The 14,901-nt window shown below is 45.2% G+C and carries 11 protein-coding genes, 1 pseudogene and 1 riboswitch; of the genes and pseudogenes, 5 read left to right on the top strand and 7 right to left on the bottom strand.

Annotated features, from left to right (window positions below):
• The coding region (locus B5D40_RS11115; protein WP_144319692.1) for an integrase core domain-containing protein at positions 1–241 on the top strand (241 nt) is incomplete at its 5' end.
• Between the two features lie 121 nt (positions 242–362).
• On the opposite strand, the gene B5D40_RS11110 is transcribed toward B5D40_RS11115, so the two are convergent.
• The 3 genes from B5D40_RS11110 to B5D40_RS11100 are packed head-to-tail and all read right to left on the bottom strand — an operon-like array spanning position 363 to position 5,031.
• Positions 363–2,900, bottom strand: a complete 2,538-nt coding sequence (locus tag B5D40_RS11110) for a GIY-YIG nuclease family protein (RefSeq protein ID WP_078776957.1) — start codon at positions 2,898–2,900, stop codon at positions 363–365.
• 2 nt (positions 2,901–2,902) lie between these two features.
• Positions 2,903–4,405, bottom strand: a complete 1,503-nt coding sequence (locus B5D40_RS11105; protein ID WP_078776956.1) for an Eco57I restriction-modification methylase domain-containing protein — start codon at positions 4,403–4,405, stop codon at positions 2,903–2,905.
• Positions 4,405–5,031, bottom strand: a complete 627-nt coding sequence (locus tag B5D40_RS11100) for a DNA methyltransferase family protein (RefSeq protein ID WP_143394451.1) — start codon at positions 5,029–5,031, stop codon at positions 4,405–4,407. The genes B5D40_RS11105 and B5D40_RS11100 overlap by 1 nt, the downstream gene beginning before the upstream one ends.
• A 543-nt stretch (positions 5,032–5,574) precedes the next feature.
• Here B5D40_RS11100 and B5D40_RS11095 point away from each other — a divergent pair.
• Complete coding sequence (locus B5D40_RS11095; RefSeq protein ID WP_078776954.1) at positions 5,575–6,027, top strand: hypothetical protein; 453 nt, start codon at positions 5,575–5,577, stop codon at positions 6,025–6,027.
• 305 nt (positions 6,028–6,332) lie between these two features.
• On the opposite strand, the gene B5D40_RS11090 is transcribed toward B5D40_RS11095, so the two are convergent.
• Positions 6,333–7,556 (bottom strand): ATP-binding protein, encoded by a 1,224-nt coding sequence (locus B5D40_RS11090; protein WP_198951049.1) that lies wholly within the window; start codon positions 7,554–7,556, stop codon positions 6,333–6,335.
• An 86-nt stretch (positions 7,557–7,642) separates the two neighbouring features.
• Positions 7,643–7,842: pseudogene (locus B5D40_RS16520) on the bottom strand (tyrosine-type recombinase/integrase); the annotation flags it as partial.
• A 227-nt stretch (positions 7,843–8,069) separates the two neighbouring features.
• Here B5D40_RS16520 and B5D40_RS11080 point away from each other — a divergent pair.
• From B5D40_RS11080 to B5D40_RS11070, 3 genes are all read left to right on the top strand, one after another.
• Positions 8,070–8,732: a LemA family protein gene (locus B5D40_RS11080; RefSeq protein ID WP_078776952.1), complete on the top strand. Its 663-nt coding sequence runs from the start codon at positions 8,070–8,072 to the stop codon at positions 8,730–8,732.
• A 69-nt stretch (positions 8,733–8,801) separates the two neighbouring features.
• Entirely contained in the window at positions 8,802–10,508 is a 1,707-nt protein-coding gene (locus tag B5D40_RS11075; RefSeq protein ID WP_078776951.1) for an MAG1210 family protein, read from the top strand.
• An 8-nt stretch (positions 10,509–10,516) separates the two neighbouring features.
• Positions 10,517–11,152 carry an MBL fold metallo-hydrolase gene (locus B5D40_RS11070; protein ID WP_078776950.1) on the top strand — a complete coding sequence of 212 codons (636 nt, stop codon included), beginning with the start codon at positions 10,517–10,519 and terminating at the stop codon, positions 11,150–11,152.
• A gap of 55 nt (positions 11,153–11,207) precedes the next feature.
• Here B5D40_RS11070 and B5D40_RS11065 read toward each other — a convergent pair whose 3' ends face one another.
• Positions 11,208–12,530 carry a hypothetical protein gene (locus tag B5D40_RS11065; RefSeq protein ID WP_078776949.1) on the bottom strand — a complete coding sequence of 441 codons (1,323 nt, stop codon included), beginning with the start codon at positions 12,528–12,530 and terminating at the stop codon, positions 11,208–11,210.
• Between the two features lie 60 nt (positions 12,531–12,590).
• Entirely contained in the window at positions 12,591–14,603 is a 2,013-nt protein-coding gene (locus B5D40_RS11060) for a TonB-dependent receptor (RefSeq protein ID WP_078776948.1), read from the bottom strand.
• A 22-nt stretch (positions 14,604–14,625) separates the two neighbouring features.
• A riboswitch (cobalamin riboswitch) is annotated at positions 14,626–14,804 on the bottom strand.
• Positions 14,805–14,901: the final 97 nt, after the last annotated feature.

The raw sequence follows: 14,901 nt of genomic DNA, 5'->3' as shown, positions 1-14,901 counted from the left end.
CAAGACCCTCAAGGCGGAGGAAGTCCGTCGTGACGCTTACCAGGACTATTCCGATGCAAAGAGGAAAATGTCGGACTGGATCAATTACTACAACTCGGAACGGCTACATTCCGCAATCGGATTCCTGACTCCTGACGAGGTTTTCGCAGGAAAGATGGAGGAACGACTTGCAGAACGAAGAACAAAATTGTATAATGCGACAAGAGAACGTGAGGATTATTGGGCTAACCAACAGATCTGACAGACTCCCTTATTAGCTTTGCCAAAATTTTCCAAGTTCAACTTGGGCGGGACAAGAAGGGAGCTTGCGACAGGCGCAGCAACATTCTCTCGTATTTTCGAGAGAGGTTGCTTTGCTTCCACTAGATGAATTTCAATTCCTGCTGTTCCGCATTGTGCAAGTTTATGCCGTAACACGAAAGACTCGATTCTTCGAGACCGTGAAAAGAAATAATGATGCGGACGAGATCGCTTTTGTCAATAGCGAGCAGGAGTTTTTCGAAAAGCCTCTGGTTGATTCCCACGATTTTTTCAAAGAGTTCGGGGGCGTTGTCTGATTCGAGGCATTCAAGGATGTCGCGTTCCCGCTTGTCTGTCAAATACATGAAGAGTGGAATCCGCGCACAGAGAACTCGAATCCGGTCGCGGAGTTTTTCGATGTCTGTCTTGCGCTCCTTTTTTTCTTTGCTGGATTTTTCGGGAGAGGATGCGTCTCCGTCTCCGGGCGTGATGCCGACGTTCTTGTTGTCTTCTTGTTTGGAAGGTGGATTTGGTGGGAGTCCGTCCGGATTCGTTTCGCGGAGCGCTTGGTATAAATCGGGATTGTTGTTGAGCACCTGCAAGAATTCGTCAGAAATATGGACGGAAAGATGGCGCACTTTGCGCACGAACGCAGGTGAAGAATCGCCGCAGTAAATTTGTTCAAGAATCGCTTTCGGATCCATTGGCGCCATACCACTTTCGTCGCAGCTGATAATCGGTAGGAACCGGATGAAGTTCTGGATCGCTTCTTCGACATTCTTCGCGGATTCGCTGTCGCCGGCGTTGGCGATAAGGCCTTCGGCATATTGGCGCACTTGTTCAAGAGCGCGAATCGGAGAAAAATCGAAAACAAAGCATTTCTTTTTGCGGATGGCGCACGAATCCAAATGGGAAATTTCGCCGGTCTTGTAATACCATGGCGATTGCACGCGAAAGGCGGATTGAAAATAGGCTTCCGGAGTTTTCTTGTCGTTCAGCATAAAGATGCCGCTCCATTCCGGAATCGTAACGCCGGTGAGGAGTTTTCCGCACGAAAGCGTAATCGTATTTTTATTCGAAATGATGGCCTCTTTCACAGGACCTAGGGCGTCTTCGCCTGAGCCCGCTTCGCTCCCGGCGCATAGAATAACTTTGTAAGAATCCCAATAGATATCGTCTCTTAATAAATTCCGCATAGCGTAGCAGGATGCGACACTTTGAAAATACCAGACAGTATGCGCGAGATTATTTTTTCCATCGCAGTAGGGCATGACGGGGCGCGAATCGTCGTTAGGGCGATTCTGTTGCTCCTGTTCCCAAAAACCGCCGCCACGGATCATATCCAGCCATTTGCGGACATTTTCCGCATGGATAAATTCCGATTTTTCTAAATCGCCGTATGGGGAGTTCGCCCGGAAGAATTCGTTGAGCGAAAATTGATTGCGCTCCTGTCTTTGCAAATCGTCGGGCGAAATGGAGCCCGGCAATTTGTATATGTAAAGCTGCAATTCCGGGAGCATCGCATAGGGATTTGTTTCTCCGCGGGGATTTTTCCCATCGGGATATTTTTTGTCCCATTCCGCTTTGGCGGCCTGTTCGTCGGAATATGTCCAGCTCGAGATGGCGTCGTCGTTGAAAGAACCCGTGCGCAGAGCCTTGAAGGGCGTTCCCGAAAGGAATAGCCTGTTTTTGGCTTTCAAGTGCGCCGCGGCGACAAACCGTTTTTTATCGTCATCCGAAATGCTGTCGGCATCTTCGGAGTTGTCGGGAGCGTTATTGGCAATTTGTTCGAGTTCCGCATTTTCACCGGTCAAAGCGAGCGCGGCAAAAGTCCCGGCACCAAAATGCGATTCGTCGATAATAATACAATCCCATTCGATTTCGGCAGCGGCGCGATTCCTAGGCTTCATTTCGCCGAGCTCGTCTTTCCCGAGAAAATCCTGGAACGAGGCGAACCAGACAATGGGACGCTTCTTGTCCGCGTCTTCGAAAGGAATCGTATCCGTGCTTATGAACTGGTATCCTTCAAAATCGACGTGAGTCAAGAGATCTTCCCGCCAAGCGTTGCGGACCGCGGGCTTGTAGGTGAGAACGAGAACCCGATTCCAGTTTTCCCGTTTCATAAGTTCGTATGCGGCGAAAGTCTTTCCAAAACGCATTTTGCAATTCCATAGGTATTGCGGTGCAGGCGATGTGGGCGTTTTGGGGTGGGATTCAAAATATGCTGCGGTTTCTTCCACAATGCGTTTCTGTTCGTCGCGCATAGGGAATGTATTGTAGCGGCTCCGCTCGATTTCGCGGCCTTGCCGGACGGACTCAATCGCGGTCAGAACTTGCTCCGGGGCGCATTTGAACCATTCGCCATATCGGCGTTCGCCATCTTCGATTTCAATCCGTTTGCAACCGAGGCGTTCGAGTGCGTGGTGCACGGGATGGTCGTCAAAATAGGAATTGTCCGGCTTGAACGCGCTTTCCTGGAGAACGACCGTGTAAGAGGTTGTCGGCGTGGCGGTCGGGTAGTGTTCCTTCATACGTTCTTTGACTGTGCGGCTCGTATAGCCGACTTTTAGCATTCCCGGCCAACGTTCGTCTTTGTATGCGTAAATGGTCGGCGTGAACGGCTTTTGTCTTTGATCCAGTGCAAATTCATTTTTAAGCATAACTACTCCAGAGGCTTGACCATAGATTCGATGAATGCGATTTCCTCTTCAGTCAATGTGTATTTCGCATAAAGTTCCGCATCTGTCCATGGCTTGGAAAAGTCTTGGAGCGGAATGAAGGAATAAGTATCCCTCATGCCGTCTTGTGTTACCTTTTTTAATCCCCATAGGAAATGAAAAAACTTTGTTTGCGTGTATGAAATAACATTTTCGCAGATTCTTTTATCTTCAAAAGGGCCAAACATCAAGTAAGTTTGTGTGCAAACGGAATGAGGTTCTCCGATAATCGGATTCAACCAATCGTCCTTCATCTTGCCGGATCCGACAGCTTTCGGAACATAGACTTTCCATTTATCAATGCAATTTTGATTTTTGGATATGTCTATTGCGGAATCTAAAAATCCCTGTTGTTTGTTTTTGGCGTATACTTTTATCTCGTTTCCCGTATTGTTTTGATGAAAACGGGAGAAACTGGAAACCAAGCCAAAAGGAGTTTGTACGCTAACCAATGAGGAAAAGTTTGTTTCTTTGGATTTTTCAACTTTATGTAGAATGGAAATGGCTTTGTTATAGCGGATGAATACATCCCCACCGTTTTCCAACAACGGTCTTTTCATCTTGTTGATATGACCATTTTCGTGGGAATAAATAACACAATCACCATGGTATTCTTTATTCCAGAGAAAATAGCAGACCCCGCCTTTTATTTCAACAGAAGGAGGAAAGCATTCCGAAGCGTCAAAAAAATCATGGATAATTTGAATTCGTGTATCATTCAGCATAGAGTTTCTGAACGCATCTAATCCTCTACCTCCAGAAAACCATTTTGAAGGAATGATCATGGTTAAATAATTTGGCTGCAAATTTCGAGCTTGGTCAACAAAAAGATTGAATATATTCACACCAAAAGCTTTTGCTTGGATTCCGACATTTTCTTGATACGGCGGATTTCCGATAATCACGTCGAAGTTCATATTTTCTCCAAAGATTTCGTAGATGTTCAAATCCAAAAAAGGATACGCTTCTTTTCGCTTTTCATTCCGGGACGAGCATTCCCGATACCGGATGTTTCCCTCCGCGCTGTCTTTAAATTCGCTGAGGGAATATCTGGAATCCGCCCGTTGCGAGCCGTAAACGGTGCGTCGGCTGATAATTGCTGCTTCTTCGGTGGTGGCGATTCCGTAAATCTGATTTTGCAAAATGTGCCGGATAACCGGGAGGCGCTCTCTTCCTTTCAGTTTGTTCCCATTTGCATCAATCGCTTGGGCGTCCACTAGGCGCTTCGCAATTTCGCGAAGGAAAATTCCCGACTTGCAGACCGGATCCAAAAATTTCACGGTTGAGCTTTTCCAGATTTCTTTCGGGAGCATATCGAGCATTTCATTGACGACTTTTTGCGGCGTAAAGACATTCGTATTTTCTTCGCCTGGGCGGAGTCCGTCGAGCAAAGCCAAAATATCGACGGGAAAATTTTTTGCATTAAGTCTGTTTTTATTTTCGTTCATTATTTGTCCTTCAGATTTTTGATTTTGGTGGGTCGGTGTACTTTTTGCGGGAGAAGTTCCTGGGCAAACAAATTTCCCTGTATGGCTTCTTGCGCCCGGTTCCACTCAATCAACGATTGGAGCGTGAATAACCGCCGCATTGCGTATTCGCCTTTGAAATTCCATTCGGTAAAGGCGATAGGCGTTCCGTCGGCGCGTAGCATTTTTAACGTGTCGCCGCAAATCGTGTTCGTTTCGATGATGAATTTTGCCGCTTTGGAAATTTCCCGATGGAAAGAATTTACAAAAAGCGATTCGTATTCTGTTTGAAAAATTTCGTATAAACGCTTTCGGCTTGTTTCAACATTGTCTTCCATCAATTCGATGGAGTAAATTGACGCCAAGGAACGCAGAGCGGCGTTTTCCCATTTTGCTTGATCCGTTGCGAAATCTTTTGCCGTTTTCAACTTGCGACGGAGAATTTCGACGAGGAAGTTTCCCGTGCCTGCACTTGGCTCCAAAAATTTGGAATCAATCCGGTAGGATTCGCCTTGGACAAGGTCGAGCATAGCGTTCACTTCCCGCGGGGCGGTGAAGACTTCGCCGTTTTGCGCAACGCGTTCTTTTGAAATAATCTGGTTCGTCAAAGAAGCCTCGAATGCAAGTGCGTACTTGCCTTGTTCGAAGCTCGAACCAGCCAAAAAAGGCGTGGGCCGTCAGCTATTGAACCTGAAGGGTCACCACAACCCCGTTGCGCAATAGGCACAAACGGCCCACGCCCCATAATGGAGCGTGAGCGTCTGCCTTATTCCTTCGCAACGTTGAAAGTGGTGATTTTTCAGGTCCCAGAATAAGAGCAAATACTCAAAAACCGTGCCCGGAAGTTTCGCTTACACGGAACCGCCGGACTATGTTATTGGAAATATAGATAAAATTGAGGCTTAAGGAAAAGCGGATGAAGAGAAAGGATGGAGAAGTTCTGGAAAATGACAACCAAAAATCTTCTCGACTTGAAAATCTATTCGATTTAAATGATATTATTTTAGCCCTCCCTTAAAATTTCGTCCAATCCGCATAATTATTGAGCGGAATGAATTTTGACCCTGTGAAATTATTGCAAGGGTTTCTAATGTATGACCGAAAACCTTGCATTTCTTCTATACTCTTGCGGACAGAATTAACAGGAATAAGTGCGAAACCGAGTTCTCGAAGGCCCGACGGGGTGGGACCCGGTTCTCCTCGACACAACGGTGCAGGAGAAGAGCGTCACGTTCCCGACGGACGCCAAGCTTGCGAATAAAATAATAGAGCAGGTACAGAAAATCGTAGGAGATCACGGTCTTCCGCAAATGCAGTTCTACAGGTGGATGTTGAAGAAAATTCGTCGCGACCGGCGTTTCTGCAACCGCCTGGAGCTACCGCGGACAAAAGGAATCCAGCACGACGAAGATGGCAATACCGGAAGTCCCGAAGAAAGGCACCGCCTGGAGTCAAAAGAAAAGGCGCACTGGCTGTTCTGCAAGAGGGCGGGCATTTTCACCGAAGTTCGGACTGATTCCGCCCGCTTCGACTCCGATGAGACGCTTTTTTGTCCTGTTGGAATGGCTGTATTTTATCTGCATTGGATGGCCCAATACGGATAAAACCCGTGATTGCCTTTGTATCGCTCCCGCGAAGAGACTTTTTAAGGGGAGACTATATAACTCCACAATACTTTATCTACTGTTTAAAAAGTCCACTGGTACAAGAACAAGCTGCCGAGAATACTCGCGGTGTAGGGAATAAAAATTGGGTTCTTTCGGATATAGAAAAAAACATTAGCCGTATTACCGCCTTTTGCCGAGCAACAGCGCATAGTGAATAAAATCAACGAGACATTTGTAAAATTATAAAGTGAAAAGCTGTCGCAAGCAAGAATTAATCTGCGACGGCCCTTTTAATGGAAACATTATACGTATTGAATTGGAATGCAACGGTCATTGCCGTTCAGGGTTACAAGGTTGTCATAAAGGCAAATTACGCCACCCGCGCCGCGTTTTACGCCGCCGATTTTATCCAGCACGGCAAAGGCTTCCATATCTTTTTTTGCAGGATCGGCGTGCTTTTTGATTTCGATAGGGTGTAGCGTTCCGGCATTCTCTATCAATAAGTCGATTTCGTTCATCTCTTTATCGCGATAGAAATAAATTGGCGGTTCCAAAATACCTTTATTGTAGTGACTTTTGATAATTTCCGATACGATAAAGCTTTCGAAGAACGCTCCCGCCATAGCTCCGTTTTTGAGAACGTCTGACGTGTTCCATTTTGTAAGATACGCGGCAAGTCCCGTATCGAGAAAATACACTTTGGGCGTTTTGATGGCGCGTTTTGTTATATTGTTTGCGTAGGGTCGTAAAAGGAAGACGATATTTGACGCTACAAGGATGGAAAGCCACCGTTCTGCCGTAGGTTCGGAGATCCCCACATCGCGCGCGAGCGAGGCTTTGTTTAGAATGTTGCCCGTCATAGCGGCGACGGCAACCATAAATTTAGAGAATTTTACCGTGTCGCCAATTTCGGTTAAGTCTTTAACGTCGCGTTCGATATAAGTGCGTAGGTAAGCACCATAAAACATTTGCCAATCGTAGTCGGAATTTTCGAACAGTTCGGGCATGCTGCCGCGCCAAATGATTTTCCAAACGTCATCGTAATCGACATTTTTTAGGCACGATTTTCGTGCCGTAAAATATTCTTCTGTCGGAATAAACGGCATATTAAAGTCAATGTCGTAAATTTCGCGCAAGGAATATCCGAGTAAAGTCAAAAGCCCTATGCGACCCGAAAGCGATTCCGAAACGCCTTTCATCATAGCGAATTGTTGCGAACCGCACATATAAAATTGCCCTTTTTTGCGGTCGCGGTCGATGTACATTTTAACCTGCTCAAACAGTTCCGGTGCTTTTTGAATTTCGTCCACGAATACGGGTGGCGGGTTGTCTTTGAAAAATGTACTGCTTTGTTCCCGTGCTGCCGTTCGCACGATAATATCGTCGAGTGTAACATAGCCGATATTTTGAGTAAGCGTTTTGAGCATAGTTGTTTTACCGACCTGCCGAGGTCCGGCAACGAGTACCGCTCCGAACATTTGCGATAGCTTTTTTACGGTTTCTTCCGCGTGACGTTTTCTGTACATAATTGCACCTACTTGCTTTGGCTAATCTAATATTTGATATAATTATAGCCAATAATGAAAAAACTAGCAAGAGCTTTAAAAGGGTTTTAGCAAGTATTATACCACGTTACGAATTTATCTACGATTTCCTGCTGTTCGCAGGCTGTCTTACGCAAGTAAATGCGCGTCGTCTCAATGTTTTCGTGCCCCATAAGGTCAGCAAGCAAAGATATGTCGTTATACTTTTCTAAAAAGTTTTTGGCAAACCTATGCCGGAACGAAGCGGATAAACAACCTTTGGATTTAACTCACAGCTTCGGGGATGAATGCCACTCGCGGCATTTGATTTCAATCATCTTGTAAAACATAGTGTCCTCAAGCGAACAATTTAGTAAACGTGGTTAGAAATTTGTCCTTGAGTGGGCAAATTCCCATTTTTAGAAAATGGCCATATATAATTCCCTAAAAAATTTCGCAAATCGATTCAAAGGATATTATTTTAAATTTGAATAAGAAATAAAAAGGAGTTTTTATATGGCAAATGAACTGGATGAAATGAGCGGTACCGTAAATGCGGCTGGCCGAGACATTAACGTCATCGAAAAGCAACTGCCCGTCCGTGTCGGATTCGGCTCTACCCTTTTTGAAATTCTGCTTTGGCTTTGCGGCATTCTGCCTGGAATTATTTTTTTGTTCATGAAAATCGGCGCCAAAAATTATTTTATGCAATTGCAGCAAAAAATTCAGGCTGACGCTTCGACTATCGATAATTATTTGGAACAACGGGTACAGATTTTGCAGAACGTGGCTCCGCTCGTCAATAAGGCCATCGATTTGGACAAAGACGTGATGAAATCCGTCGCCGCATTTCGAGGCGGGCACCTCTCTGAAGAAGCCCGCAATACGGTGTCCCGCGATTTGGATCGCAGCTTTGGACGCCTTTTCCCGCAAGTGGAAGCGTACCCCGAACTGAAAGCGCACAAGGCGATTGCCGACGCCATGCAGCAGAATGATTATTTGCAGCGTGAAATCACCGCAGCACGCAGCCTTTACAACGACACGGTAAACCAATGGAACGCAGACGTGTTTTCTTGGCCGACCAAGCAGATTGTCGCCGCTCGCGCAGGATACACGACTCGTATTCCGTTTACGGCATCCGCAGAAACGAAAGCCCGCGCTAGGGAAACATTCTTTTAACAAGCTTTCTGATTTGAACAAATCCTGACCGCCGTTTCTCTTTATTTGGGGCGGTCTATTTTTACGAATATGATGCAAACGACTGTTTACGACCCGCTGGAACGTTACAAGAACGAGTATTGCGACTTGTTCTTGAAAAATGCGCAAGAAGCGTTTGACGAATTGTTCAAGCAGGCAAAAATTGACAAAGAAAAAAATCAGTCGTTGTGTCTAGAAATTTTCAACCAATCCAATGAGCGGGATTCTTTGGCGACTTCCCGCTCGCATTGGGGGATTTTACGAATTATCTGCGGGATTTTTGCCGTTGGCTCTGCTTTGATTTGGCCCATTACGGAGCAGACTACGCCGGGAATTATCGGACTTGTTGCCGCTGGAGCTCTCCTCTTTTATATTTTGGCATTCCTCAATAAGACCATTCATCAGCTTGACGGGAAAATTCAATTTTTAGAAGCGGACATTCAAAAGAAAAAAGAAGAAGCTCTGCAGATTATGCAACCTCTGAATGATTTATTTGGTTGGGATATTCCTGCAAAGCTGATTCAAAAAACCGTACCGAATTTGGAATTTGACCCCTTCTTTACGCAAACAAGGCTTGCCGAACTGGAAAATGAATTTGGCTACGACGGTTCCCTTAACGAAAATTCTTCTATCTTATTTGCGCAGAGCGGGGAAATCAACGGCAACCCGTTTGTTGTCGCCGATTCCAAGACGTTCAAAATGGGCTGTAAAACCTATACGGGAAGAAGGACCATTTCCTGGTACGCATCTTCCATAGGTCCCAACGGCAAGCGGCAAATGGTGCGTCGTTCCCAGGTTTTAACGGCGAGCATCACAAAGCCCTATCCGGAATACAGCAATGTCGGATTTGTCCTTTACGGAAATGATGCGGCGCCGCATTTGGAATTTACTCGCAATCGTTCGCAGTTGACGGACGACGGCTTTTTGCAGAATTTCCGCCGGAAAAAGAAATTGAAGGAATTGAAAAAATTTTCGCAGAATCTCAAAGACGAATCGCAATACACTTTGATGAACAATCACGAATTTGAAACGCTTTTTGAAACCAAGGATCGCACCGACGAAGTGGAATACCGTCTGCTCTTTACAGCCCTTGCTCAAAAGCAGATGCTTTCGCTGATCAAAGATAAAACGCTGTCCTATGGCGACGATTTCATTTTCTTCAAACAGAAAAAAATCAATGCGATTTTCCCTAGGCATTTGACCGGCTCTACTTTGGACACGAACCCAGTTCAATTCGCCGACTATGATTTCAATCGCTGCAAAAAAAATTTTGTGCGCTTGAATCAGGAATATTTTCGTTCCGTCTATTTTGCTATGGCCCCTCTTCTCGCCATTCCGCTCTATCAACAAATGCGAACCCGAAAAAATATCTATGCGGATTCCCAAAAGAAATCTTCTTCATGGGAATGGGAATCTCTTGCCAACTATTTAGGCGAAGCGCAATTTCAGCATGCCCAATGCGTTACGGACAATATTTTAAAAACAACTTTGAAAAAAGAAATGCCTTCTGGAAAATCCGCTATCGATGTGACCGCTTTTGGTTTCCGGGGAGAACCGCGTACAGAGCGGGTGCAGGTTTTTGGCGGTGACGGACGTTACCATTCTGTTCCTGTCCAATGGATTGAATATTTGCCGGTAAGTAAAACGACCACCATGATTATCGAAGAGAAAGAAGAAATGAATCAAGGACTCGTTTGCAAATATCTTCCTGAATCCGCCAATACGATTTGTCGCCGCGGAATTTTTGCTCGAATTTGAATTTTTCTATGGATTTTCGGTTACGTCATTTCGCCGCGTCCTATGCGAACAGAAATTCTCCTTTAAGTGCAGATGTATATGCTTTTTTGGGAAATTCCGCATGGTGGATTTTTGACGTAGGCGCAAGCGATGGGGCAAAAAATTTTATTGAAAATTTGGATGAAAATTTTTGCGGGATAAAGTTGCAAAAGAACATCATCATTTCGCATTTTCACCAGGATCATTGCGCCAATTTGCCAAGGCTGCACTATGACAATCTTTTTGTCAGCAAAGAAACTTGGAAGCATTTCCATTTAGGAACGCCAATTGAATCCTCCGTTGAATTTGACGATGGAGAAACAATTCGAATTTTGCCTATTCCCAGCAGCCATGCCAAAGGATCTTTACTGCTCTGCATTGGAAGAAATGCTTTTTTAGGCGACGCCACTTACCCCGCTGTCGGCCATGGATCTCCCGATAGATACAACGTGCAGCTGCTCGAAGCGCAAATCCGATTTTTAAACGCGTTGGATGTCGATTTTTTCTGGATGAGTCACAAAAGATTCGTTCCTCGCGAAAAAAATTCCGTCCTGCAATTTTTGGAATCCGTCTATGCAACAAGGCAACCCAACGAGAATTGGATTGCCGTAAATTCGGATAGATAAAATTTGGTTCGCGAAAATTAAAAATGGATATTGCAATCGATTTTTTAAGTCACCGCTATTTGCGCATGCAGAATTCTGCCGTAGAAATGGATTCTATGGTTTTGCCGTTTTGAGCGGAAACTTTGCGAAGCTCCGCGATGTCGTAAAAAGCAACCCAAAGAGAACCCTCGTCCGCTGCGACTAAATCATAAGGATTGCCGTTTCCTAACGAAGTTTGCCAAACCGGTTTACCGTTTGTCAAGTCCATTTCGGCAAGGGAAGATGGCGAGTTGCGCTCCATAAGATAGAGCTTCCCGTTGGCTGTTGCCAATTTAGAATCTTGCCAAAAGGAAACACCGTCGGATTCAGAGTCCTGATAATTCGCATAAAATTTCCCGCTCTGGAAATCGGTGATGAAAACATAGGGCTTGCCTTGAACGGATTTGATGCTATAGGGCATACGAACTTCTTCTTCTGGATCTGTATCTGAAATGGCAAGAAGATTTTCTCCGTCATAAGAGAATACGCCGATGTGCATAACGAATGTCGTCCAGTCCATGAAGCGGTCGCCAACATAGATGAGATTTTCATTTTCATCATATTCCAAAGAACCCGATGCGTCTTGAATCCCATCGATGGTTTTTATTGCTTTTGTTGTCAGATCCACTTCAACGAGAGGCGTGTTTCCATAGGATTTATAAACGGCAACATAACCTTTCCCCGTCTTTTTATTGATGATAAAATCAGAGGCCCCGCCACCGAGTTTTGTGCCGCTCACCCAAAGTGCAGATGTTTTTTCTTTCAAATTGATTTTTTCGATTCCTCGATTTTCGTCCGCGGGCAAATTATAATTTTGATCGTATTCGCCGTTGGTCGAAACATAAGCTTCGCCATTGGAAACTTTGACCGCAGAAGGATTTTTTGTTTGCAGACAAATGGTATCCAAAAGTGTTCCCGATTTCAAGTTGTACAAGGCGAGAAGCCCTTTGTCCATCGCCGAAAAATCGGCACTTTGGCGCTGGAAAATGGCAAACAACGTATCACCAGAAGTTTCTAAATCCGCCAGATTCGGGGTCGTGTTCAAATAAACGACCGAACTGGATGAGGATTCTTCTTTTGAAGAGGAAAGACCCAAACTTGAAGAGGATTTTTCTTCTGAAGAAAGAGCCGAGCTTGAAGAGGATTGAAAATTTTCGCTGGATGAAGAAACGTCTGCAACGGAAGATGAACTTTTCGAGAGATCTTCTCCATCTTCTGAAGAGCTGCTTTCTTCTCCAGAAGAAGACATTTCTTCCATGCAATCTTCTTCGCAATTGGGAGAGCTGCTGCTTTCGCTACACGCTCCTAAAAACAGAGCAAAAGAAGATGCTAAAATCAAGGTGTATATTTTGTGATTCATGTCGTATCCTTTTGTTAAGTGACATTCCCGGTTTGAACGGGAAATGGGTTAGAGTTTGGGTTAGAATTTTTGAATCCAAGAAATTTTATACTCCCTGCCGGGTACGGGATAAGGGGAATAAAAATGGGTAAAAGTTTCGTCGGAGATATTGGTGATGCCGAAAATGAAGCGCATTTTTTCCCACGGTGAAAAACCTAGCGCGGCGTTATAACGCGCTGTTGCGGGCTGGCGAGTTTGATTGATTCGATCGCTAAAAATCCGGGATCGATAATTTACGTCAAATGTTAAATCCAATCCGAACGGCAGGAAAAATTTTCCTTCGACAAAATAACTGTGAACGGGTTCGCCGGGCAAAAGGTTCCCACTGTACATTTTAATATGGCCTCTATCTCGTGGATTCTGAATCGTTCCCCGCAAAACCGTTTCAAAAAATGATACAGGTCTGCTTTTCATTTCTAATTCGACTCCGTAAATGCGGGCAGTGCTTGCATTATAGGCTTTCATCGCATTGACCGTAGATACCCAATAAATTCCGTTTTCTAAAAATGTACTGAACCAAACGGCCCGAAAAATCGTTTTCCGAGAAGGCGTCTGCAAAAATCCGCCCGATTCAAAACGGATAGCCGTTTCATTTTTTAAATCTGGATTGGAAAGGACTCCGCGATAAACGCCATAGAGTTCCATCAACTGTGGCTCTCGAAAAAAACGTCCCACGGAAATGTGCCCACCCCAAAGGGATTCTTTTTTTCCAAATCGCAGTTGCGCAAATGCCGATGCGTTCATTTCTCGGTCTTTTGCCTCTTCAATGGAAATTGTTCCCGTGGGAGACAAAAATTTGCCTCCATCAATCTCGTCGATATTTTTTACAAAGCTTCCTTCGGCAAGAGCTGACAGCCATTGAAAAATGGCAATGTCTAATTCTGCTGAAAAGGAACCGCTGTATCGAGTGATGCCAAAATCTTGAACGCTTCCGCGAGCGCCCCAACTTTCCGCACTTCCCGCCAAGCGAAAGGAGCTTTCGATTTTGCCCAAAATTACAGAACCTTGTATTTCGGGATGCAAGCGGTACCCGGCCAGTCCATATTCCACATAGTCCGAATTGCTGTAACCGATATTATCCAAAGGGTAATAAGAAGACGAAATATTTTTTTCAAAATCCGCCACGACGCCCGTTTCTAAAAGAAAGCAATTCCACAAGATGGGAAATTCCAGACGATAGCCCAATTGGGAATACTGCCCGACAAAATCTGCAACTTTGGTTTGCGAACTCTCGTGCCCAGGATTCCCTGCTTCCGTATAAATTAAATGGGCGGAAACGGTGGAAAATAAATTATTGCTATGCAAAATCCGATATTGAAAATTACCGGAATATTCAGAGAACTCGGCGTTTTTTCGCGTGTCTGTAAAATCGTCGTCACTATTATAGGCAGTTCCATTGCGATTGGTAAATTCATAATCATTGTCGCTGTGCCGTGCGGAAATCGCTGCCGAAAAATGGATGCTGTCTTTAGGAGAAATGGCGACTTGTGCTGCGCCCTCCCAAGTATTATGGCTGCCATAACTTGCCAGAATACGACCTTTCAGAGCGGGTAACGCTTTTTTGGTCACAAAGTTGACGACGCCGCCAAGACCGGAACCTCCAAATTTAATAGGCACCCGATCCTTGTAGATTTCAATTTTTTCCACGCTGTTTAAATCAATGCTTCCAAGATCCACAGCTCCGCCACTGGCGTCATTCAACGGAATGCCGTCCAAGCAAATCAAAATATTTTTTGCCGCGATTCCCCGGATGCTGACCGTTTGAAAACTGCCCAATCCCCCTTGTTTGTAACTTTGGATTCCCGGTAACGCCGACAGAATTTCGGCAGCGGAAAGCCCACGCCCTTCCCACGCTTCCGCTGTGATTTCTTCGTAGCTCGGAGAAACGTCGGCAGGAGTCGGCGGGGGAAGCGTTACTTCGGATACGCCTAAATCTTGAATGGTAGCCGCCATAGCACAAATCGACAATGCCGCCATTAAAATGACAGCAAGACGAGTTGCGTCGGCAACATCCAGGTGAAATGTCTTTCGCATTTATCCTCGGATCTCCGTTTGGAGCGGAGCTGTTGTTTTTGCAGTTCTTCTGACTCGGGGTTCGTCCTACTTTCGGTTCCTTCGCATGGACTTTCGTTCACACTGGTTTTGAAATTTACCGATTTCGTCTTCCCTTACAGCGGCGGGACCGTTCCGGATTTTCACCGGATTCTCTCTTTTGCAAAACAAGCCGCATTCAGCCGACTTGGATTTGCAAAAGGCTTTTCAGGGCACAAAAACATTTTGGCGCAAATATAGTTATTAAACGATATGAAAAGCGATGGGGAAAGCGCAAATT

The sequence above is a fragment of the Fibrobacter intestinalis genome (assembly GCF_900167415.1).
GTDB classification, from domain to species: Bacteria; Fibrobacterota; Fibrobacteria; order Fibrobacterales; family Fibrobacteraceae; genus Hallerella; species Hallerella intestinalis.
Note: the sequence above shows the minus strand (reverse complement) of the source record. Positions and strands in the feature narration are given on the sequence as shown.